The organism is Halobaculum rubrum, assembly GCF_019880225.1.
Taxonomy (GTDB): domain Archaea; phylum Halobacteriota; class Halobacteria; order Halobacteriales; family Haloferacaceae; genus Halobaculum; species Halobaculum rubrum.
Genome location: NZ_CP082284.1, coordinates 2463936 through 2484884, shown reverse-complemented (window position 1 = coordinate 2484884; position 20949 = coordinate 2463936). Strand labels below are relative to the sequence as shown.

At 67.3% G+C, this 20949-nt stretch carries 18 protein-coding genes; 9 read left to right on the top strand and 9 right to left on the bottom strand.

The features are described from left to right. Nucleotides 1-87 precede the first annotated feature (87 nt). On the bottom strand, nt 88-2148 hold the full coding sequence (locus K6T25_RS12735; protein WP_222914667.1) for an AAA family ATPase: 2061 nt from the start codon (nt 2146-2148) through the stop codon (nt 88-90). Between the two features lie 177 nt (nt 2149-2325). Between K6T25_RS12735 and K6T25_RS12730 the strand changes: the two genes are divergently transcribed. After that, complete coding sequence (locus tag K6T25_RS12730) at nt 2326-2757, top strand: SRPBCC family protein (protein ID WP_222914665.1); 432 nt, start codon at nt 2326-2328, stop codon at nt 2755-2757. An 83-nt stretch (nt 2758-2840) separates the two neighbouring features. Here the strand turns inward: K6T25_RS12730 and K6T25_RS12725 are convergent, their stop codons facing one another. From K6T25_RS12725 to K6T25_RS12715, 3 genes are all read right to left on the bottom strand, one after another. Then, complete coding sequence (locus K6T25_RS12725) at nt 2841-4889, bottom strand: bacterio-opsin activator domain-containing protein (protein ID WP_222914662.1); 2049 nt, start codon at nt 4887-4889, stop codon at nt 2841-2843. Then, nucleotides 4886-6409, bottom strand: a complete 1524-nt coding sequence (locus K6T25_RS12720; RefSeq protein ID WP_222914660.1) for a phytoene desaturase family protein — start codon at nt 6407-6409, stop codon at nt 4886-4888. The genes K6T25_RS12725 and K6T25_RS12720 overlap by 4 nt, the downstream gene beginning before the upstream one ends. Before the next feature lie 88 nt (nt 6410-6497). Beyond that, on the bottom strand, nt 6498-7577 hold the full coding sequence (locus K6T25_RS12715; protein ID WP_222914656.1) for a Brp/Blh family beta-carotene 15,15'-dioxygenase: 1080 nt from the start codon (nt 7575-7577) through the stop codon (nt 6498-6500). Nucleotides 7578-7691: 114 nt separating this feature from the next. On the opposite strand from K6T25_RS12715, the gene brz reads away from it, so the two are divergent. The 3 genes from brz to K6T25_RS12700 all read left to right on the top strand — a co-directional run bounded on the left by brz (nt 7692) and on the right by K6T25_RS12700 (nt 9192). After that, complete coding sequence (gene brz / locus K6T25_RS12710) at nt 7692-7874, top strand: transcriptional regulator Brz (protein WP_222914651.1); 183 nt, start codon at nt 7692-7694, stop codon at nt 7872-7874. 239 nt (nt 7875-8113) lie between these two features. Further along, nucleotides 8114-8902 carry a bacteriorhodopsin gene (locus K6T25_RS12705; protein WP_425600870.1) on the top strand — a complete coding sequence of 263 codons (789 nt, stop codon included), beginning with the start codon at nt 8114-8116 and terminating at the stop codon, nt 8900-8902. 47 nt (nt 8903-8949) lie between these two features. Continuing rightward, nucleotides 8950-9192, top strand: coding sequence for a hypothetical protein (locus K6T25_RS12700; RefSeq protein WP_222914648.1), 243 nt, complete (start codon nt 8950-8952; stop codon nt 9190-9192). Between the two features lie 159 nt (nt 9193-9351). Here K6T25_RS12700 and K6T25_RS12695 read toward each other — a convergent pair whose 3' ends face one another. The 3 genes from K6T25_RS12695 to K6T25_RS12685 all read right to left on the bottom strand — a co-directional run bounded on the left by K6T25_RS12695 (nt 9352) and on the right by K6T25_RS12685 (nt 13004). Continuing rightward, nucleotides 9352-10923 carry an FAD-binding domain-containing protein gene (locus K6T25_RS12695; RefSeq protein ID WP_222914646.1) on the bottom strand — a complete coding sequence of 524 codons (1572 nt, stop codon included), beginning with the start codon at nt 10921-10923 and terminating at the stop codon, nt 9352-9354. Nucleotides 10924-11080: 157 nt separating this feature from the next. Next, the gene (locus tag K6T25_RS12690; protein ID WP_222914644.1) at nt 11081-11635 is read right to left on the bottom strand and encodes a DoxX family protein; all 555 of its coding nucleotides are present in this window, start codon (nt 11633-11635) and stop codon (nt 11081-11083) included. Between the two features lie 457 nt (nt 11636-12092). Then, nucleotides 12093-13004, bottom strand: coding sequence for an acetamidase/formamidase family protein (locus K6T25_RS12685; protein ID WP_222914641.1), 912 nt, complete (start codon nt 13002-13004; stop codon nt 12093-12095). A gap of 302 nt (nt 13005-13306) precedes the next feature. Here K6T25_RS12685 and K6T25_RS12680 point away from each other — a divergent pair, with 302 nt between their 5' ends. Next, the gene (locus K6T25_RS12680) at nt 13307-13825 is read left to right on the top strand and encodes a TrmB family transcriptional regulator (protein ID WP_222914639.1); all 519 of its coding nucleotides are present in this window, start codon (nt 13307-13309) and stop codon (nt 13823-13825) included. 24 nt (nt 13826-13849) lie between these two features. Here K6T25_RS12680 and nadE read toward each other — a convergent pair whose 3' ends face one another. Both nadE and K6T25_RS12670 read right to left on the bottom strand, forming a co-directional pair. Continuing rightward, complete coding sequence (gene nadE / locus K6T25_RS12675; protein WP_222914636.1) at nt 13850-15604, bottom strand: NAD(+) synthase; 1755 nt, start codon at nt 15602-15604, stop codon at nt 13850-13852. Between the two features lie 2 nt (nt 15605-15606). Then, a complete protein-coding gene (locus K6T25_RS12670; RefSeq protein ID WP_222914634.1) occupies nt 15607-15831 on the bottom strand; it encodes a hypothetical protein in 225 nt (74 codons plus the stop codon). Nucleotides 15832-16363: 532 nt separating this feature from the next. Here K6T25_RS12670 and K6T25_RS12665 point away from each other — a divergent pair. From K6T25_RS12665 to K6T25_RS12650, 4 genes are all read left to right on the top strand, one after another. Then, nucleotides 16364-17485: a hypothetical protein gene (locus tag K6T25_RS12665; RefSeq protein ID WP_222914633.1), complete on the top strand. Its 1122-nt coding sequence runs from the start codon at nt 16364-16366 to the stop codon at nt 17483-17485. Nucleotides 17486-17524: 39 nt separating this feature from the next. Further along, complete coding sequence (locus tag K6T25_RS12660) at nt 17525-18559, top strand: hypothetical protein (RefSeq protein ID WP_222914631.1); 1035 nt, start codon at nt 17525-17527, stop codon at nt 18557-18559. Nucleotides 18560-18673: 114 nt separating this feature from the next. Further along, the gene (locus tag K6T25_RS12655; RefSeq protein WP_222914629.1) at nt 18674-19318 is read left to right on the top strand and encodes a hypothetical protein; all 645 of its coding nucleotides are present in this window, start codon (nt 18674-18676) and stop codon (nt 19316-19318) included. Continuing rightward, nucleotides 19315-20949: an ATP-binding protein gene (locus K6T25_RS12650; protein WP_222914627.1), complete on the top strand. Its 1635-nt coding sequence runs from the start codon at nt 19315-19317 to the stop codon at nt 20947-20949. Before K6T25_RS12655 ends, K6T25_RS12650 begins: the two co-directional genes overlap by 4 nt.

The following is a 20949-nucleotide window of genomic DNA, read 5'->3' as shown; positions in this document are numbered from 1 at the left end:
GTACCAAACCAGAGAGGTCCGTGGCCACATCGACGAGGCAACCGACAACCGGTGTCCGCTGGTCACGGACAGCCAGCGGTGACGGGATCACGGCCGATCGACGTCGACGGACGGCTCTACCCTGTCGAGTGCGTCGCGGAGATGAGTCTGTTCGATGAGGACGTCGTCGACGTCACCGATCTCGAACCCGCGGTCGCGGAGGTGACCCTCCGCGGCAAGCAGGGCGGCCTCGCGGACGACCCCGGCCAACTCGCTTCCCGTGTAACCCGCCGTCTCGGCGGCGAGAGCGTCGGGGTCGACGCCTCGGGTCGGGACGTCCTCGAGGTGAACGGAGAGGATCGCCCCGCGTTCGTCGCGGTCCGGACGCGGGACCGTCACGCGCGTTTCGATCCGTCCGGGTCGCAACAGCGCCGGGTCGATCGAATCCGGCCGGTTCGTCGCCGCCAGGACCACGACCGATCCGCGGGATGACAGCCCGTCGAGTTCGGTGAGCAGTTGCGATACGACCCGCTCCGCGGCGCCCGTGTCCGTCCGGCCCCGCGCGGGCGCCAGCGCGTCCAGCTCATCGAGGAAGACGACCGAGGGTGCGATCTGTCTCGCGCGCTCGAACACCTCTCGAACTCCGCGTTCGCTCTCGCCGACGTAGCGGTTCATCAGCTCCGGCCCGTCGACCGCGAGGAAGTTCGCCGACGTCGAGGTCGCCACGGCCTTCGCGAGCATCGTCTTGCCGGTTCCCGGCGGGCCCGAGAGCAGGATCCCCGTCGGCGCGTCGACGGCGAGGTGATCGAACAGTTCGGGGTATCGAAGGGGCCACTCGACCGTCCGGATCACCGCCCGTTTCGCCGCATCGAGGCCGCCGATGTCGCCGTACTCGATCTCCGGCCGATCGACCGTCACCTCCCGGAGCGTCGCCGGTTTCACGGCGTCGAGAGCCGCCTCGACATCGCCTTGGCGAACGGTTACTCGGCCGCGGTCGTGATCGTGAGCCGCCCGAGTCGCGGCGTCGACGAGGACTGCTTCCAGGTCGGCGCCGGTGTACCCGTGGGTTCGATCCGCGACAGCGTCGAGGTCCACGTCGCTCGCGAGTCGCGAGCCGGCGGCGTGAACGCGAAGTATCTCGGCGCGGTCCGCCCGGTCGGGCACGCCGACCCGGAGTTCGGCGTCGAATCGACCCCCTCGCCTGAGCCCGGGGTCGACGTCCTCGGGATGGGTGGCCTCCCCCACGACCACGAGGTCCTCGCGGTCGCACACGCGGTCGAGAAGCCATCCGACCGCCGATGGCGACGCCCGCGTTCCATCGCTGTCGGGGGTTGGTGCGGCCGCCGCGAGGTCCTCGATGAAGACGATCGCCGGCGCGTCGGCGGCTGCTGCCCGTAACGCAGCCGCGAGCGATTCGCGACGCTTGCAGTCCTCGGGAGGTACCTCCTCGAGCGGCAGATCGGCGTCGGCGGCAACGGCCCGGACGAGCGACGTCTTTCCCGTTCCCGCCGGCCCATGCACGAGCACGCCAGCCGGCGTTCGCACGCCGGTGCCGGCGTACGCTTCGGGATCGGTGAGGGGGCCGACGACAAGGCGTCGTAGCGTCGCTCGCTCGTCGGTAAGTCCCCCGATCGGGGACAGCGATGGGGCGGATTCCGCGGCCCGGGGGGCAGCGTCGAGGGCGTCGCCTCGTGTCGATATCTCGGTCTCGGGTGTCACTTCCACCGGCCCGGCGGGGTCGAGATCGACGACGGCCATCGACACCACCACGCTCCCACCGAAGAGGTGTGCCTCGACGCTGTCTCCCGCAGTCACGTAGCGCCCGGACAGGGCGCGAGAGAGGGCGGCCGTGTCGCCGTCGAGCGACGACGACTCCGCGGCGACGGACACTGTCCGCGCCGCGGGGGCCGCCGCGGCTTCGACCGTGACGGGCGTTCCGGCGTCGGCGCCGGCGTTGCGCTCGACGGCTGCCCCGGCGAGGACGGCGTCCTCCGGGAGCACTGCACAGTCTTCTCCGACCGCCGCGACGGTCGATTCGGCCGCCTCGACGCACACCGGGTCGCCGACGTCGACGCCGATGCGCTCCCGAGTCGCCGGCGCGAACCGGACGCGGTCGGCCGCGATCGTCAGTTCTCGGTCGGGGTCTGTGAGCCTGAGTCGAACCGTCATGTACGTGTCTCCTCCGTTCGGAACGCGTCGGGACACACGGAACGTGACCCCAAAGTGACGGCACCAACGTGGTGGGGGTCCGATCGACGGGCACCGAATCGGGAATCGCAACCCAACTGATTGGGTCACACGAATACACGACAGAAGACCGTACTGTCACACGTCCTCCAAATCACCATGTTCACCGTCGAAACACAGATCGAGATCGACTCACAGCCGGAGGGGGTGTTTTCGTTTCTGGACGATCCGCGCAACCACGTGAAGATAACGCCTGGACTGATCAACGTGAGCAGCGTCGAAGCCCTCCCGAACGGCGGCAAACGCGCCGAGTACCGATACAAACTCGCGGGCGTGACGCTCGTCGGGAGCGTCGAGGACATCGAACGGTCCCCGCCGGGTTGCCTGACTCAAGCGCTATCCGGCGCCATCGACGGGACGATCACCTACGACTTGGACGGAACGGAAACCGGAACGCTGCTTCGCTACGAGGCGGAGTACGACATCCCCGGAACGGTCATCGACACCGTGCTCGCACCCGTCGCGTCAGCGTACAACCGGCGCGAGGCCGAAGCGACCCTCGAGAACCTGAAGACGTTCCTCGAGAACTGAGCGGATGTCTCGCTGCCGCGGCGGACGAGCCGCCGGGGCGCAACCGTCGACGACCTCCTATCCGCACGTGGGCGACCGACCGGTCACCTCTCGAAGAACGCGTCGACGAGCTTGCGCTTCGCCGCTTGGAGGTGCTGGTGATACGTCGAGGGGACGATATCCATCGACTCGGCGAGTTGCTTGCCCTCGGCACGCCGTGGCCACTCGAAGTAGCCGCTGACGTGTGCCTTTCGCAACGCGGTCAACTGGCGATCGGTGAGCTGGCTCCGGAGCTCCTCCCGGAACCCGTTGGCGGTCTGTTGCGGTTCGTCCTCGTGGTAGGCGACGAGCTCGACCCGATCGTACTCCGCTCTGAGCGCGTCGAGAACGCGACGCGCCGCCTGTTCGGTTCCGACGCGAAACTCGACTTCGAGCGTCCGCGAATCGGCGTGCAGTTTCGTCACGCGGCTTCCCGCCTCCGAGAGGACCTCCACGAGCGGCGAACTCGACAGCCGGAACTGAACGACGGTCTCGTCGTCGGTCTCGACGAGCGGCTCGACGGAGACGACGTCCTCGTGACGCATCGCCTGTTCGGCGAGCGCCTCCGTGTCGTCGAAGTCCGTACTGACGACGGTCACGACCTCGGAGCCGTGTTCGTCGGCGATCGTCGCCTCGTGGTCGAACCGGGCACCGAGCTCGGCGGCGAGATCGGGGAGGAAGAGGTCGTCGTCCGACAGCTCTACCCCGATGTTGAGGACTGTGTCGGTCGTAATGGTCCGCTTCGTCAGCACGTCGTTTATCGACACGCCGACGCTGCGTCCCAGCGACTCGAGTACCACCCGTTCGCGACTGTCGAGGAGGTTCCCCTCGTCGAGCACCCCGACGACGCCGTAGGTCGTCGACCGATAGGTCAACGGGACGAGCACACAGGTTCCACCGCCCGCGACGCCGAGCAGATCGCTCGCGTCGTCGAGTCGATGGACCGCCTGTCGATCGATGGTCTCGCGGAGGGTTCGAACGCCGTCGCCGTCGTCGTCGAGGTCGACCATCTCCGTCTCGACCGTCCGCGCGCCCGCCTGTTCCGTGATGTCCACACGGCCCGCGGTCTCGTCGTATCGACCGAGCCACGCCGCCGTGTACTCCCCGCCGGTACCGAGACGCTCGGTGATCAGCTGCTCGACCTCGTCGCGGCTCTCCGCACGCACCAACGCGGAGGTGACGTCGCTCACGAGTCCGTTCACCCGGTCGAGCACCCGATCGAGTGACTCCCGCTCGGCCACCAGCTCTTGTTGCGCCTGTTTTCGCTCGGTGACGTCCATCTGGAACCCGACGAAGTGAGAGATATCCCCGTGTTCGTCGAGGATGGGACTGATACTGATCTGGTTCCAGAACTCGCTTCCGTCGCGTGTGTAGTTCCGCAAGACCGTCTGGATCCCCTGCTTCTCTTTGATCGCCTCGGACACCTCCGCGACCTTCTCGGGGTCTGTCTCGGGCCCTTGGAGGAAGCGGTGGTTGGCGCCGATCACTTCATCCGGCGGATACCCCGTGATCTCCTCGAAGGAGTCGTTCATGTAGATCATCGGCTCTTCCGGGTCGGTAGCGTCCGATATCGTAATGCCGATGGGGGCTTCGTCGAGCGCCCGCTCTTTCAGACGTCGTTCGGCTTTGACGGTGAGATCGGAGATCGGCATGCGCGTCCCCGCCTCCCGGTCGTACGTCGTGACGTTCGAGTCCACGGAGTCGACGACCGCCTCCACGGCGTCCGGTTCGTTCGTCGGGACGAGCGCAGTCGCGTCCGCGTCGACGGCGCGCCGTGCGAGCTCGCCGTCGATCGATTCGGCGACGACTACCACGGGGAGTTCGGTGTGCTCTTGGCGGACGGATTCGAGGAACGCGATACCGTCGAAGCCGTCCTCGCTGACGGTCGTGACGACGCAGTCGACGGTGTGTTCGTCCACCGTGTCGGCGGCCTCGATGAAGTCTCCCGACCGCGTGACGTCGAACCGTTCTTCCCCCGAGAGATCGGCAACCGTGGGGCCGTCCGCGAGGTCATCTCCGGCGAACAGCACGGCGACGGACGCCTCGTCGGTCCGCTCGTCGTGTCCGTTCTGGCGGGTGTCGGATCGTGTCTTGCGAGTGTCGGATCGTGTCATAGGTTCGGTGCGAGGTCGCTGATAGGGGACGGGTCCGCGTCACGCGCGACCGCTTCCGCGGCGTGTTCGCCGCTGATCACTGCCATCGGAAGACCAACCCCCGGAGAGGTGAATGCTCCGGTGTAGTAGAGCCCGTCCACGCCCGGCGCGTGATGTGCGGGACGGAGGGGCCCCGTTTGGTCGAGGGTGTGTGCGAGGCCGAGGGCGGTTCCGTCGGGTGTTCGATAGCGCTCGGCGAACTCGGAGACGCACACCGAGCGCTCGACGACGATCCGGTCGCGGAGATCGACGTCGGTCTGTGCTGCGAGGTCCGCGAGCACCTGATCGCGGAACGCCGAGACGCGTTCCGGATCGTCGTCGAGGCCTGGGGCGATCGGTACCAACACGACCACGGCGTGGTGCCCGTCGGGAGCGACGTCGTCGTCGGTCTTCGACGCCACCGAGAGGTAGTACGCCGGGTCGTCGGGCCAGCCCGGGTCGTCGAAGATCTGTTCGAAGTGAGGGTCCCAGTCCGTCGGGAACACGAGCGAGTGGTGTTCGAGCGGGTCGACCGAGCCTTCGACGCCGAGATACAACAGCAGCGCCGACGGGCCGTACGTCGCCTCGTCCCAGTAGGACGGGTCGCGCTTCACTCCCGCCTCGGTCAACAGATCGCGTTCGACGTGTGCGGGGTTCGCGTCGGCGACGACGCTGTCCGCGACGGTCGACTCACCGCCGGCGACGACCCGCACGCCGTCGACCAGCGGTACCAGTTCGGTCACCTCCTGACCGGTCCGGTAGGTGACGCCGAGCTCACGTCCGAGGTCGACGAGCGCCTCGACGAGGCTGTACATCCCGCCCTCGGGATAGTAGACGCCGCGCTCGAAGTCGACGTGCGCCATGAGGTTGTACAGCGACGGCGTCTCGTGGGGAGAACTCCCGAGGAACACAAGCGTGTACTGCAGGAGCTGTTGGAGCTTCGGCTCGTCGAAGTAGCCCTCGACGTACTGTTGCATCGGTCGCAGGTGTTTGAGTGCGGGCGCGGCCCGGACGATGCTCGGGTCGAGCAGGTCGCGGAACCGCGAGCGGTCGGTGTAGACGAACCGCTCCATTCCGATCTCGTAGGTCCGGCGCGCCGTCTTGAGGTACTCGTCGAGGGCGTCCCCGGCGCCGTCCTCGTAGGACTCGAACAGCCGACGGGTCCGGTCCAGGTCGGGCGTGACATCGACGGTGTCGCCGTCCTTGAAGAACACGCGATACTGCGGGTCGAGCCGTTCGAGCTCGTAGTAGTCGGCCGCCGAGCGGCCGAACTGCCCGAAGAATCGGTCGAACGTCTCGGGCATCATGTACCACGAGGGGCCGGTGTCGAAGGTGAATCCGTCCACCTCGAGCCGGTTCGTGACGCCGCCGAGTGTGTCGTTCCGCTCTCTGACGGTGACGGTCGCGCCCGCGTCGGCGAGATAACACGCTGACACGAGGCCGGCGACGCCGCCACCGATCACGGTGACAGTCTCGTCTTCGAGGGGTGTGCCGTCGATCATTGTGGGTTCGTGTTGTCGGGGGTATCGTCGGGACCGTCGTCGGAGTGGGGTCGGTTCTCGGGGCGGGCGAGGACGGAGTTCGACGCGTTCAGGGCACGTACCAGATGCCGCGGTCGCCGTCGAGCCACTGCCCGACGACGACGTGGGGGAGCGCCACGATGCTGATGAAGATACTCCAGAACGCGACGAGTCCGATCAACACGCCCGCACCGCCGAGCGGTTGTGGCGACACCGTCCACAGCGCTGCCGCGAGCCCGAACGTCGCGACACTCCCGGCGATGAGGACGCCCCACGACGCGAGCGTGACTTCCTTCGGGTCGTCCGATTCGAGCGCGTCGAGCAGCCCGGAGTTCTCGTCGGGGGCGATGACGGTATCGTCGACGGCCCGCGTGCGGGCGACCTGGCGGGCGGAGTACCACAGCGGGAAGTAGAGCCCGACCGCGATCACGACCGGGACGGCCGCGAAGTAGGCGACGAGCAGGAGCGTTTCGGCGGCGTCGGCGAGGAACGACCCTGAGCCTGTCGCCCGGGCGTACCCGAGCCCGAGGTGCGCGAGCAGGAGCGCGCCGTACCCGCCGCCGAGCATCAGGCGACGCGCCTGGAGGTCGCCGGCGACGCCGGCGAGCGCGCCCGGCTCGAAGATGTTCACCATGACGCTGCTGAACGCGAGGAACGTCTCGGGCCAGAACACCATCGGGACGACCATCACGGCACCGCCGCGGACGGCCGCGGCGATCACGCGCTGCGTGCGGGACCGAAGGTGCTCGGTACCGTATACCGCCTCCAGGACATGGAGGTCACCGAACCCGCCCTTCGCCACGGCGGTACTCACTGCGAGCGCCAGCCCCGCGATCGGTGCCAGGAAGAACAGGCCGGCAAACAGCCCCACCGCGAGCAGATACACGCCGACGTACCAGCCTTGGAACGAAGCCGCGCGTCGACGGAGGTTCTCGAAGTGCTCGTAGCCGCCGTGTGGGAGGTTCATGGCGACCATTCCGAACAGGTAGACCCCTGCTTGCGTTCGCAGCGGGATCTGTACACCGACCAACTGACCGGCGGCGAAGCCGACAGTGAGAACGATGAGCGCGGCCCGGGACACCGTCAGCGGGAGCCCCCCCGTCGTCTCCCGGACCGACCACCGCTTGCCGACCGTTGACTCGCTGCTCATGGACAACTCAATCGTACGCACACGACCCCAATGAAAAGCGTTCCAAACTGTATGGGTATCGCATCCCGAACGATGGGGAACAGTTAACACGATGTGTCAGTGTTGACTGGAACGGTGCCCGTCAAGGAGTTCCCGTGTCCGCAGTGCGGCGCCGAGGTCGCGATCGGACTGCCGAAGGGAGGGACGGTGAAGTCGATCACAACCTCGGAACGACCGGAGACCACCGGCTCGAAACCGAAAGCCCGCCAGGTCAGGTGTCGCAACGACCACGAGTTCTTCGTCCTGTTCGAGTGGTGACCCCATACGGGTACCCGCCACGCCGGTGTCTCCCCGCCGCGTGACTCCCCCGAGTTCGTGAGCAGTCGGAGCACTCGTGCGTCGCTGGTCGGGGTCGTTCGAATCACACCAGTTCGGTACGACCCCCCTAACGCCGATCGGACAGACGAAACTGTGATACTGATTTCACTTGAGCCACGATCGGTACCGCAGTGATTTGGCTCCAGAGTTAGTACCGTCTCCGTATTACTATGAGGTGGATGTTGGGGACAATAGCAACCGCTTGGAACGTACCGCTGCAGATGGGACAGATCACGTCCCGGCCGGAGTGGATCTGGCTCGCACTCGGGACGGCATTCATGGGACTCGGCACCATCTACTTCATGATGCGCGGGATGGGCGTCGAGGACCCGGACGCGAAGAAGTTCTACGCCATCACGACGCTGATCCCTGCCATCGCGTTCACGATGTACCTGTCGATGCTGCTGGGATACGGCCTCACGATGGTGCCGTTCGCGGGCGAGGAACACCCGATCTACTGGGCGCGGTACGCGGACTGGCTGTTCACCACGCCGTTACTCCTGCTCGACCTCGCGCTGTTGGTCGACGCCGACCGCGGCACAATCCTGGCGCTGGTCGGTGCTGACGGGATCATGATCGGCACCGGGCTCATCGGGGCCCTGACGCAGGTGTACGAGTTCCGCTTCATCTGGTGGGCCGTCAGCACGGCGGCGATGCTGTACATTCTGTACGTGCTGTACTTCGGTTTCACCAAGAAGGCCAACGCGATGAGCGACGACGTCGGGTCGACGTTCCGGGTCCTCCGGAACCTCGTCCTCGTGCTGTGGTCGGCGTATCCCGTCGTGTGGCTGATCGGCAGCGAGGGCGCCGGGATCGTCCCGCTCAACATCGAGACGCTCCTGTTCATGGTGCTCGACGTGAGCGCGAAGGTCGGCTTCGGCCTGGTGCTGCTCCGCAGCCGCGCCATCTTCGGCGAGTCGAGCGCGCCGGAGCCCTCCGCCGACGAGGGTGCCACGGCGGCGGACTGACCGACTCTCGACTGCATAGCGCCGATCAACTGATTTTTCAAACAACCATGTCGGATCCGGTCCTACTGTTGGTGTCTGCCGATGACACGAACGGCATGCCGCCGTCGTTGAACCGCCTCGCAGTGGCCGGGTTCGCGCTCGCGGTCGTCGTCGCCGTGGTCGGCCTGTTCGCGCTACCGACGCTTCGATCGATGGGGCTGTCGTTCCGAGCGGCGTTCGCGATCATCGGGGTCGCGGAGCTCGCGGCCGCCTTCGTCACTGCGCTCGCCGTGTACCACCTGTACGACTGACCGCGGGGAGAGCCCGACACCATTCGCCCGGGCGATCCGCGTGCTGCCTCCCGCCCGGACCGCGCTCCGTCCGTCGGGACTTGTCGAGCGACCCAGCACCGATCGCTGATCCGGTCCCGTCGGCTCCGTCACGGATCCCTCTCTCGCCGACACTGGCGGCTACTCGAACGCGTCGAGGCTCGACTGGCCGGCGTTCCGGCCCGCTCCCCCCGTCGCGTTCGGATCCGCCGGCTCGTCGGTTCGTCCCGACCGCGACAGAGAGAGCCGTCGGCGTACTTCCGGGTGATCCGCGGCCTCCCGGGCACGGGCCGCGAGCGCGTCGAACCGCTCGCGGGCCGCCTGCCGGGCGGTCTCGAACTCGACGATCGGTCGGGGGTAGTCCTCCCCGATCTCGACGCCGAGATCCGCCTGCATCGACAGCGGGAGTTTCTCCGGCCTGTCGAGATGCTCCGGAGGAACGTCGGCCAACTCCGGGACCCAGCGGTGGACGAAGGTCCCGTCGGGGTCGTTCTCGCGGGCCTGCTTGCGGGGGTTGTAGATCCGGACGGCGGCAACGCCGGTCAGCCCGGTCTGGTACTGCCACTGCGTGTAGTTGATGGCGGGGTCGGCGTCGACGAGGTGCTCGTAGAAGTGGTCGGCGCCGACGCGCCACGGCTGTTCCAGCAGGGAGCCGAAGAACGACGCGCACATGGCCCGCATCCGGAAGTTGAGCCACCCCGTCTCGCGCAGGCAGCGCATCGACGCGTCGACCATCGGGTAGCCCGTCCGCCCCTCCTTCCACGCGTCGATGCGCTCCTCGTCGCGCGAGTCGCGGTTCAGCCATCTGAAGACGGGATTGACCGCGCGCTCCGTCCAGCCGGGCCAGTCCTGGAGCTTCTGGGTGTAGTGGCGATTCCAGTAGAGCCGGTCGCGGAACAGTTCCTTGCCGCTGCCCTCGGGCGCCTCGCGCTCCAGCCGCTGGAACACCTCCCTGACGGAGAGACAGCCGAACCGGAGGTACGGGGACAGCCGGCTGGTCCCCGTCTCGGCGGCCGCTGGAGCCGAAATCGACCCCGGGTACTCGTGGATCCGACCCAGGAACCGATCGAGGCGCGCGAGCGCCGGCGACCGCCCGCCGACGGGGACCGACTCCTTCGTCGGCGTCACGTCGTAGGCCGACTCGATCGCCTCGACGCTCGTCGCGGCGTCCACGCCGTGGCTCCCGAACCCCGACTCGTCGGGACTCAGCCGGTCGCTCCGGAAGTACGACTCGACGTGTTCGGCCCACTCGTCGCGCGGGTCGTCGACCCCTCGGCGGATCCCGTCCCCGTCGACGTACCGAACGTCGAGCCGCTCGGCCGCGCGGTCGTCCCGTCGTCGCCCGTACCGACTCGTCGCGTCCGCGGTCGCGACGACGTCCCACCCCGCGTCGCGAAACTGCGCCAGCACGTCGAGCGGGTCCCCGTGGGCGTACACCAGGGTGGTGTCGCGGTCGGCGTATCGCTCGCGGAGGTCGGTCAGCGATTCGTCGAGGAACCGCCGCCGGGCGTCGCACGCGAGCGCGTCCTCGCCGTAGAAGTGTGGGTCGAAGACGAACAGGGGACAGACGGTCTCGTACTCCCGGGTCGCGTACGTCACCGCGGGCTGGTCGGGGACGCGCAGGTGCCGCCGGTGCCAGAGGACACACGCCGTTCCCTCGGGGACGACGTGCGGCGACGGCACGCCCCCGGGGTCGTTCGAGTCGTCGGTCATCGTCCGGATCACGGGCGAGACAGTAATAACGTCATCCCGTCCGGCCGACGGTCGAGAGCGCGGTGCCCGATTCACCCCGGACTGACGGCGGTCCGACGTCGATCCGTCGGCGAACGCACGCCGACGGCTGCACGGCCGTGACGGCGGTCGTGGATGATCACCCGAGCACGTAGCGGAGCCACGGATACCGCTCGATGAGCGTCTCGCCGCCCACGTCGTACGCCTCGATGTACTGGTCGACCCCGAGGATCCGGCCGGCGCCGAACGCCGCGACCGAGAGGAACACGAGCATGTACGCGAAGTCGCCGTTGATGTAGCCGTGAGCGATATCCCAGTTACCGAGGTAGAACAGCAACATCATGAACGCCCCGAAGAACGCCGCCAGCCGGGTGAGGCCGCCGACGATCACGCCGAGGCCGATGAGCAGTTCGCCCCACGGCACGGCGACGTTAACGATATCGACGAACCACCCCGTGCTCCCCATCGCGACGAACAGATCGGCGACGGGGCTCCCGTTCGCGGGCGGCGCGTTCTGGAGATACCCGGCAGCACTGAAGCTGCCCGACAACACCTTGTCGAGGCCGCTTTGGAAGAACGCCAATCCGATCATCAGTCTGAGCGCGAGGATGAACCAGACGCTCAGCGTGTGCAGTTTGCCCTCGGCGGTGAAGCCACCGATCGTGCTTCGAAGTCGGATCTCTTGTGTGGACATCACAACCCCAGAGACATGACAAGCAGATAAGTCTATTTGCCGGAGACTCTTTCCGACAGATGGCGTTTCGAGACCGATATCGCCGTCCCGAAGTCGGAGAACCGGCTTCGCGGAGATCTTCCGGCGTCCGTCGCTCTTCACGTCGGTTCGCCGTTCTCGACGTGACGGCCCGCCGCGGCCTTCACGCCGCAGTACGGCGATCGCGGGATACAGATCGGGAATCACGTCCCGGCCCGCGTGCGCACTGCGCACCGTCTCGATCGACCGGGTCGGGGCGGACGTGCTCGTGGAGTTTCCCGTGGCGAGCCAGGCAGTCGAACACGTGTGGACGTGGTCCGCGAGATCGAGACCGTCGAGTGCGTCGCCAGCGACCGAGCGCTCACGGTCGAGAACGGCGGAGAGGAGTCACCCCCTCGGTTCTGAGCTGAGGCGCCAGCCCGGAGGACACCCTCCCCGATCAGAACGGGTCCGAGAGGTACTCCTCGGGGATCGCGTTGCGAGCGGTGACCAGCGGGTCGACGACCTGGCTGATCTCCAGCCCGCCAACGAGGCTGCTGAACAGATACGCCTCGGTGGCCGAGTAGCCGTGATCGTGAGACAGGAGTTCGATGAGGTCCTCGTTCGCCAGCCTGACGGCTTCTTCCAGCGTCTCGGCGCTCGCGATCGTCTTCCACGCCGAGTCGGTGTGGACGAGCGGTCGCTCCAGCGACACCGGCGGGTCGGAGACGACCGAGACGGTCACGTCGATGTCGGTGCCGATCTCGGCGCCGGTGCCGCACATCTCGCCGTCGGCCATCGCCGCCTTCGAATCACCCATCGCCAGCATCCCGCCCTCCTGAAACACGGGGAAGTACGCCGTCGTCCCGGTCGTCATATCGGTCGTGTCGAGGTTTCCGCCGTGGTCGTGCGGGGTCAACGTCGAGACCGATTCCTCGGCCGTCGCGACGCCGATCGTTCCGATGACCGGGTCGATCGGGACCGTTCGATCGCCGAACGACAGCGACTCGCCGTCGTCGCTCACCTCAGTCACCCGCGTCGCGGGGTGCTCGATGTCATCGCGGTCCTGCAGGAGGCCGAACCCCGGCGCGGTGACGACGCGCCCCCGGTCCTCGTTCACGCGGATATCCTCGATCTCGACGCGGAGGACGTCGCCCGGTTCGGCGCCCTCGACGGCCACCGGGCCGGTCGCGGCGTTGACTTCCTCGGGGATCGCCTCCAACAGGTCGTCGTCGGTCTGGATGGCGCCGTTGAGGCTGTCGATCGTCTCGAACGTCAGCCGTTCGCCGTCGGCCGCGGTGTAGACCGGCTCCATCGCCGGCGCGAACTCGTACACGTGCCCGTGGGTGTGTGACACCACTTCTCGTGACATTCGTCGACACGGTTCGCTCGGTTTCGATATAAACCGTCGCTCTTCGGCGGGTTCCGCTGGAGACGATCGAACCCATAGGCGTCACGCCCGCCGGCGGGGACATATCGGACCTCTCGTCGGAGGCGGTCCGCCGATCCCGAAGCGTCGATCGGGGATATCGACGTTCATACAGTCTCGACCCGAACACGGGACCGTTCTTTCCGGAATCGAGTTCCTGTACGGACGAACGCTCGGAGTCGACGGTACGACCGAGACGAACCAAACGTATTTGAACGACGGCAGCGAGGTCACGGTAGACGCAGATGGACCTGACCAGCAGTCAGCGGGAGATCCTGAACACCCTCGTCAACGGGTACGAGACGACCGAGTCCCCGATGCCGGCCACGGAGATCGCCGACGTGTGCGACCGGCACGTGGGAACGATCCGAAACCTGATGCAGATGATGAAGTCGCTCGGACTGGTCGAGGGCGTTCCGGGCTCCGAGGGCGGGTACGTGCCGACCGAGGCCGCCTTCTCGGCGCTGGGGCGTGACCCCGCCGCGAACGGCGACGGCGAGACGATCGGACTCGCCCACGGCTACGACCGGGTCGACGTGGCCGTCGAGTCGATCGACTTCACGAACGTCCATCATCCGGAGAAGTGTCGCGCCACCGTGACGTTTCGGGAGTCGGTCACCCGGTTCAGCGTGGGCGATCCGGTGATCGTCGGGCCGACTCCGAACTCGGGGCTCGTCATCACCGGGCAAGTCGAGGCGACCGACGAGGGCCACAACGTCCTCCACCTCGACGTAGCGCGGATGGAAGCACCGTTGGAGCGGTAGCAACCAGACGGTACCCCGTCGGCGCTACGACTGCGGGCCGGAGGCCGCCGAGTCGAACTTCAGTTCGAGTTCGTGGAAGTGCCTTCGAGCGTCGCCGCCGGCGGTCGTCGGCGGGCGCGAGCGGGTCCGCTTGGACGAGGCATGTCGGGCGGCACACCACCGGACCGCCTCGCGGTCCGCGTCGACCGCGTCGGCGGTTCGCTCGATACCGAGATCACGGTCGACGAGCCGAACGAGGATCGCATCGAGCAGCTCGGGGGGGATATCGTCCGGTGTTGCTCGGGTGTCATCGGGTGCGACACCGCTCAAACGGCCGTAGTCACACTGATCGGCCGGACCTGAAGCGACGACGGAACACCCGAGCTGTCGACCGATCGCCGACAGTTCGCTCGCATATGTGTCGCCCAGCGGCCGGAGGTCGGCCGCCGCGTCGCCGTATCGCGTCACGCGTCCGAGCAGGGTGTCCGTTCGGTTCGTCGTCCCCACGACGAGCCTGTCGTCGGCGTTGGCGACGTAGTACCGACACGCCGTCCGGACCCGCGAGACGAACTCGCCCAGGTCGGTCGCCCCCGCTCGCTCGGTTACTCGCGTCGGAAGCGCCGCCTCGAGTTCCGCGACGAGGGGTCTGATCGTCACCCGGTCCGCGGCGATCCCGAGGTCGTCGGCGATCGACTGTGGGCTCGGCGCGTCGAGCCCGGCCGCCTTGTGACATGGAAGGTGGAGCCCGCGGACCCGCGCCGCACCGAGCGCTTCGACGGCGATCGCGGCGGCGGCACCCGACTCCCGTCCGGCTCCGAGGTCGACGACCACGCCCTCGGCGTCGGCCGCGTCGACACGGGAGCCAACGAGATCGCGAGCGTTCGCGACGATCCTCGCCGCCCGCCGGTCGCCCCCGACGAGCGAGTGATCGCCACCGGCAGTGGTTCCAGCGGACGCGTCGACGACGTGCGGGGACGGCGAGGGCGGTCGTTCTCGCTTGTGAGCGGTGCGTCGGACCCGACCGAGGAGGCGGGTGACGGTTTCGCGGTCGACACCCGTCGCCTCGTCGATCGGCGACGGCGAAGCGTTCGACCCCGCCCCGACGAGTGCACCCAGCACGCTGTCGAGCGTCGCGTAGGAGGCACCGAGATCGGACTCGTCGGTCTGTCCCGGCCAGAATCCCGCAGTCGGCGGGCGGGCGATGATCTCCGGTGGCACGTCGAGTGCGGTCGCGAGCGCCCGAACGGCCGTCTTGTCGTACTCGCCGAGCGGGTGCAGGTCCGCGGCGTCGTCGCCGTACTTCGTGAAGTAGCCGAGCAGCCGCTCGGTCCGGTTGCTCGTGCCGACGACCATCCCGTCGGACGCGTCGGCAACGAGATGCGCACACGCCATCCGAAGGCGTGCAGCTAGATTCCCGGCGGCGACTGCGTCGCCGTCCGCGGCGATCCGCGGGGCGACGTACCGCTTGAACACGTCCAGCGCGGGATCCAGCGGGACGGTTGCGTGGTCAACGCCGAGCGAGTCGGCAAACGATCGGGCGTCGCCCACGTGCCGCTCGTCGGTCGTGTCGGTCGGCATGATCAGCGCCGTCACCGCGGAGGCGCCGAGCGCCTCGACGGCGAGCGCGGCCGTGGTCGCCGAGTCGACGCCCCCGGACAGACAGACGACGGCGTGCTCCGCGTCGAGCGCGTCGGCCGTTTCCCGGATCAGCCTCGTCGACTGCGAACGCAACTGTTCAGTGGCGCCGGCCTCGCGGCTGCCGGCGGCTGTCGCACGCGGTTCCGAGTGTCCGGCCGACACCGTCAGTCACCACCTACGCCGGTGTCGGCGCCCCCGGAGTCGACGCGATCGGCGTTCGGTGACGACTCGCGCGGCGGGAGGTCGTACGCGACGCTCGATTGGATCCACGCGTCCACCCGGTCGCGATCGTAGACGATCACGCTGTCGTCCGCCAGCGAGAGCCGGCCGTATCTGCTGGTACCCGACGGGTCCGTCGAGGGATCCCCGTCCGGCGGATCTACGGTCACAGCGGTACCCCCACGGGCGGGGTCGCCGTGTCACGCATGCGGTGACAGGTGGAAATCGGTCCAACGTTCGTCTCGATAGCCGGTCGTACAGGGTTGTCTTTGGAAATCGTAGCGGGTTTTAGTACGATACTGTATGACTGTTCAGCCAGATCTTCGCTCGATCGTCCATCGCTCATATCCCGAACACGCACACCGCCCTACAAAGTATTTTCGAGTGATGAGATCGTATCCCCCGATATTAGTTAGACTCCTAGAACACGATCGAGGAATCGAGCAGCTAATCACAGTGTTCTTCGGAGAATAATATCAATATATCAGATTCACTGACGGAGCTCGTCGATGCCGCCGCATGCACTGGTCGGGCCGATCGAAAAGCGCCGCTCACCCCCGGCAGATTCGACGCTCGATTCCCGTTCGGTAGGAGCGGCATACTCGATCCTTGCTGTCGATCTCGGCCGAGAGAACGGCGCCGTTTCGGCGCATGATACTAGCAGGATAACACTTAGTACGCCTGAGTTTGGATCGTCTGGTAATGCCGCTCCGTCCCGTCGACCGCGACGTTCTGGAAGATATCTCACAGGATATCACACAGTCCAACTACGGGTTCCTGTACGTCGACCGCGTCCGCGACGACCTGAAAGACCAGTACCAGAGCCGAGAGAAACGTCGGCTCAAGGCGCCGAAGTTATCGAACTCCGACATGAAGGAGGCGCTGCGGGACCTCGCGGAGGACGAGAACTACAGCCTCGAACGGATCCGATCCGGGGTGTTCTACTGGGACCCGTTCGGGAGCGGCACGCGCACGGGGATCACGGAGCGCCTCAAGGGCGTGTTCCGCGACCAGATGGTCGTCACGACCGAGGACCTCCGGAAGGCGTTCGACCTGGCGCACGACGACGCCGACTTCTTCGCGACACAGCTGCGACGGCAGAACCTCGTGATGCGTATCGCGGCCGGGAGCCGGGACTACTACTCGGTCGGCTCGCGTCTGAAAGAGGAGACCGGCGAGGACGATCTCAAGGGGAAGCTCAAGCGGCGCGCGACCCACGGCAAGCTCTCGCACGGCCAACTGGAGGAGGCGATCTCGGTTGCGGCGACGTCGGACGTGATCGGCTACCTGCAGGGCGAGGGGCTCATCATCGACATGGACGGGGAGTACCTGGTCGAGGACGCGCTGGGGGAGTTCGCCGAGAAGCTCGCCGACGACATCGGCGACGACGTGAGCCGGGCGTTCGAGGACGCCGGGAACGTGATGCCGACCGACGAGTTCGACTCGCTGATCGAGTCGGAGATCGAGGTTCGGTCGAACGTGCTCGCACACGTCAGATCCAGCGGCGCCGACGTCGACAAGCGGAGAGTCATCGAGGCCGTCCGGAACGGCTACGACGAGGGCGGCGACCCCCACATCGAGGTGCTCGAAGCGCGCAACCTCGCGGTGGCCGTCGAGCCGTTCGACCGCATGGTCGAGGCGCAAGCCGAGGACCTCACTCGGCCGTTGTTGCAGGACTTGACGGCTGCGACGGCCGACTCCCTCAAGTCCGAACTACGCGAGGAGATAGAGGAACTGCACCTCACGACGAGCGACGCCGGAAACACGTACGCGCGAGCGCAGGTCCGCGAGCGCGGCGAGGAACTGATCGACGAGCGATTCTGACCACCGACCACCGAAGCCACCCGATACCTACCAAATCCAATGCGATACACCACTTTCGAGGAAGACGAGGAGTCCGGAACAGTCGTCGCCCGCCCGAACAGCCAGAACGACTCGGCGGTCAGGTTCGAGCACGGCTTCGCCGACTGGGCCGACGAGGACAGCGGCAACTGGGAGGAGCTGCTCGCGCACCTCATGGAGGAGGTCCTCGGCGGCGAGGACCTCTCCATCGACCAGGACGGCAACGCCGTCATCGACGTCGAGGACGCCGCAGAGACACTCGCCGAGAGCGAGCACGCGCGCAGCGAGAACTCGGCGCGCGCCATCATCGACTACCTCGGGCACAACGACATCGTCTCGATCGAGAACACGACGGTGACGGTGCTGCGGCCCCCCCACACGTACGACGAGGACGAGATGGACCGCGCGGTGAAGATGTACAGCAACTGGGCGGCGGCGTTCGACACGCTCACCGAGCGGATCGAGACGGCCGTCGGCCGGGTCGAGGAGGCCCAAGAGCGGCTGAACTCGCGCGCGGAGGACACGACCGACGTGACCGAGCACCTCCAGAACCTCCGCGAGTCGCGCGAGGAGTACAAACAGGAGATGCTCTCGATCGCGGGCGATCGCGATATCGACGAGCTCGACGAGGAGGAACGCCGGAAGTTCGACCACGCCCGCGAGCAGTACTACCACTACGACAACCTCGTCGAACAGGAGGAGAAGCAAGGCGAGACGATCCCGAACCCGAACCCGGACCAGATGGATCTGGGGGAGATCATCAACCAGCTCGAGTCGACCAAAGACCAGTTCTCGATCGAGCAAGAGCGCCTCCGCGACCGGATCCGGACCCAGCAGCTGTGGCCGACGGAGGCGGTCGCCGCCTCCGAGCAGTTCACGAACGTGCTGTCGGCGATGGGCAACGTCGTCCCGAAGCAAGAGCGGATGGAGGAGGAGGACGCCCAGAGCGTCCTCGACGGCATTCGGGGGAACGCGGACGAGCTCACGCAGATGAACGAGTCCTCCCAGGAGATCACGCAGGGGGAGACGGAAGCCGAGACGATCAAAGAGCAGTGAGGATGTCGACCGGGACTCCACTGCGGGGCGTGGTCGATACGATGGGACCCGATCCGTCGAACCGTCGACCCGACTCTCGGCGTACTGCACGCCCGCGGGGCGGGAGGTAAGCCCGTGTCGCGCCCGTCGAACGCCGGTCCGTGGATCGACCGCGTCGCCGTCGTGGAGGCGGCGAGCGAGCGAGTGCTCTCGTGGAGCGAGCCGCCCGCTCCCAGACAGGTCTGGTCGGAGATCGCGGCGTTCGACGCCGCGATCCGCGGGATCGGGGACCTTTTCGCCGACGCCCTGCCGCTGCCGGTGCCGGCCACGGCCGACGACCCGCGGATCGCGGAGGCCGTCGAGCGGGTGCTCGTCGCGGCGTTCGAGGGGGAAGAACCGCCGGCGGCGGCGGTCGACACCGCACGGGGGACCGGTCGTCTCGGCGAGGACCCCGCCGACGGCCGTAGCGTGCCGCTCGCCGCCGTCGGCGAACCCGTCGCGAACTGGTTCGTGCTCGTTCCGGTCGTCGCCGACCGACTGGAGGGGGCCGCCGAACGCGTCGAACGCTGCGCCGGCCGGATGGAACTCCACGGCCGCGGCGACTCCGCGGCCGCGTTGCGGGACGTGGCGGGTGCCCTCCGGGACACCGTCGCGACGGTCCGAAACGTCGCCACGCGGACGCTGTGGCTCAATCCGCCGGACGCCCTGATCGACGCGAAGGAACGGCAGGTTCGCGAGTACGTGACCCGAACGATGAACGCATACAACCCAGTCGCATGACGAGTGCCAATCTCACGCCGATCACGAAAGACGACCAGCCGACCTCCCACGTCACCGTAGGGAAGAGCAAAGTCGGACCGGGCGCGAAGATCGCCCGGGTCCGCCACGCCGGTCGCGAGGCGTTCTTCCGGGTCGAAACCGAGGAGGACGGCTTCGCGAGCACTATCAAGAACAAGGTCTACCTCAACAGCAACGTCGCGACGCTGTTCGGGGGGATCAACCGGACGAACGACTTCTACGTCGACACCGACGTGTCGCTCGGCGCGGTCCGCGCGTGCAAACGTGCGACCATCTACGCCGAGGGCATCAACGAGGAGGCGCTGACGTCGGCGCTCGCGGAGGGACAGTTCCTGTTGCATCCGATCCACGAGGTAGTCGACATCGGCGGCGAGCGCGTCGAGTTCGTCGTCGACGAGCTGGAGCCGCAGGCGACGACCCTCCGTGTCGACGACGATACCGAGTTCGAGTTCCTCGACGAACCGCCGACGAACACGGGCCCGCCGGCGGGTGCCGCCGGCGGCGGCCCCGACGGCGAGGGGGCATCGGGAGGCGACGGCTCGGGGAGGGGGGGCAAGCAGGCCGACGAGGAGGAGGCCAACATCGACATCACGCCGCAGAACCCGACGACGAGCTTCGAGGAGGACGTCGCCGGCCTCGAGGAGGTGAAACGGACCGCCGAGATGATGCTGTCGCTGTTCGAGCCGGACGTCCGCGACGAGGTCGTCGAGCGCTACGGCGAGGAGTTCGCCGACCGCGGCGGCGGCATGATGCTGTACGGCCCGCCCGGCTGCGGGAAGACGCTCGTCTCGGAGGCGATCGCCTACGAGGCGAAACACAACACCGACATCGAGGACAGCTACGGCGAGGTCGTCTTCCTCGAGGTCCGCGGCAGCGACGTGGTGTCGAAGTACTCCGGCGAGTCGGAGAAGAACATCCGCGCGGCGTTCGAACAGGCCCACGAGGCCGCCGGCGACGGGTTCGCCGTGCTGTTCTTCGACGAGGTAGAGACCCTCATCCCGGACCGCTCGGACGACATCCAGCGCCACGAGCGGGCGCTGACGAACGCGTTCCTGCAGGAGATGAACGACGTGGAGGACAACCTCCTCGTCATCGGCGCGACGAACATGCCGTTCAGCATCGACCCGGCCGCGACCCGTCGGTTCCCGATCCAGCAGTTCATTCCCCAACCCGACGCCGAGGTGATGTCGGAGGTGTGGCGCACGTCGCTGGGACGCATCGGCGAGGAACTCGACGAGGAGGCCATCGAGGAGCTGGGCGAGGCGTCGGTCGGATACACCCCCGCGGAGATCGCCGACCGGATACTCGGCTCGGAACTGCAGCGCGAACTCATCGAGAGCGTCATCGACGGCGACGCGATCACCCCGGACAAGGGGTATCTCATGGAGAAGCTCGAGAAGTCCGAGCCGAAGACGGTCCGTCAGTACGTCTCCTCGACGATGAAGCAGGCCTCGGAGCTGGAGGGGTATCCCGAGATGAAGCGGTACCTCGAGGAGCAGGCTCAGCAGATCCGCGAGGAGAACGCCGCGAGCACGGAGTCGCCCGCGGCGCCCGACGGCGGCGATGCCGACGACGCGCCGGCGGCGACGGGAAGCGATACGGGGGCCGAGTAG

What these genes read in the sequence shown, in the direction of transcription:
- K6T25_RS12665 (WP_222914633.1), top strand. Translation starts at nt 16,364, where the DNA reads ATGCCGCTCCGTCCCGTCGACCGCGACGTTCTGGAAGATATCTCACAG.
- K6T25_RS12720 (WP_222914660.1), bottom strand. Translation starts at nt 6,409, where the DNA reads ATGATCGACGGCACACCCCTCGAAGACGAGACTGTCACCGTGATCGGT.
- K6T25_RS12735 (WP_222914667.1), bottom strand. Translation starts at nt 2,148, where the DNA reads ATGACGGTTCGACTCAGGCTCACAGACCCCGACCGAGAACTGACGATC.
- K6T25_RS12690 (WP_222914644.1), bottom strand. Translation starts at nt 11,635, where the DNA reads ATGTCCACACAAGAGATCCGACTTCGAAGCACGATCGGTGGCTTCACC.
- K6T25_RS12730 (WP_222914665.1), top strand. Translation starts at nt 2,326, where the DNA reads ATGTTCACCGTCGAAACACAGATCGAGATCGACTCACAGCCGGAGGGG.
- K6T25_RS12650 (WP_222914627.1), top strand. Translation starts at nt 19,315, where the DNA reads ATGACGAGTGCCAATCTCACGCCGATCACGAAAGACGACCAGCCGACC.
- K6T25_RS12680 (WP_222914639.1), top strand. Translation starts at nt 13,307, where the DNA reads ATGGACCTGACCAGCAGTCAGCGGGAGATCCTGAACACCCTCGTCAAC.
- K6T25_RS12660 (WP_222914631.1), top strand. Translation starts at nt 17,525, where the DNA reads ATGCGATACACCACTTTCGAGGAAGACGAGGAGTCCGGAACAGTCGTC.
- K6T25_RS12685 (WP_222914641.1), bottom strand. Translation starts at nt 13,004, where the DNA reads ATGTCACGAGAAGTGGTGTCACACACCCACGGGCACGTGTACGAGTTC.
- K6T25_RS12705 (WP_425600870.1), top strand. Translation starts at nt 8,114, where the DNA reads ATGTTGGGGACAATAGCAACCGCTTGGAACGTACCGCTGCAGATGGGA.
- K6T25_RS12700 (WP_222914648.1), top strand. Translation starts at nt 8,950, where the DNA reads ATGTCGGATCCGGTCCTACTGTTGGTGTCTGCCGATGACACGAACGGC.
- K6T25_RS12695 (WP_222914646.1), bottom strand. Translation starts at nt 10,923, where the DNA reads ATGACCGACGACTCGAACGACCCCGGGGGCGTGCCGTCGCCGCACGTC.
- K6T25_RS12715 (WP_222914656.1), bottom strand. Translation starts at nt 7,577, where the DNA reads ATGAGCAGCGAGTCAACGGTCGGCAAGCGGTGGTCGGTCCGGGAGACG.
- K6T25_RS12725 (WP_222914662.1), bottom strand. Translation starts at nt 4,889, where the DNA reads ATGACACGATCCGACACTCGCAAGACACGATCCGACACCCGCCAGAAC.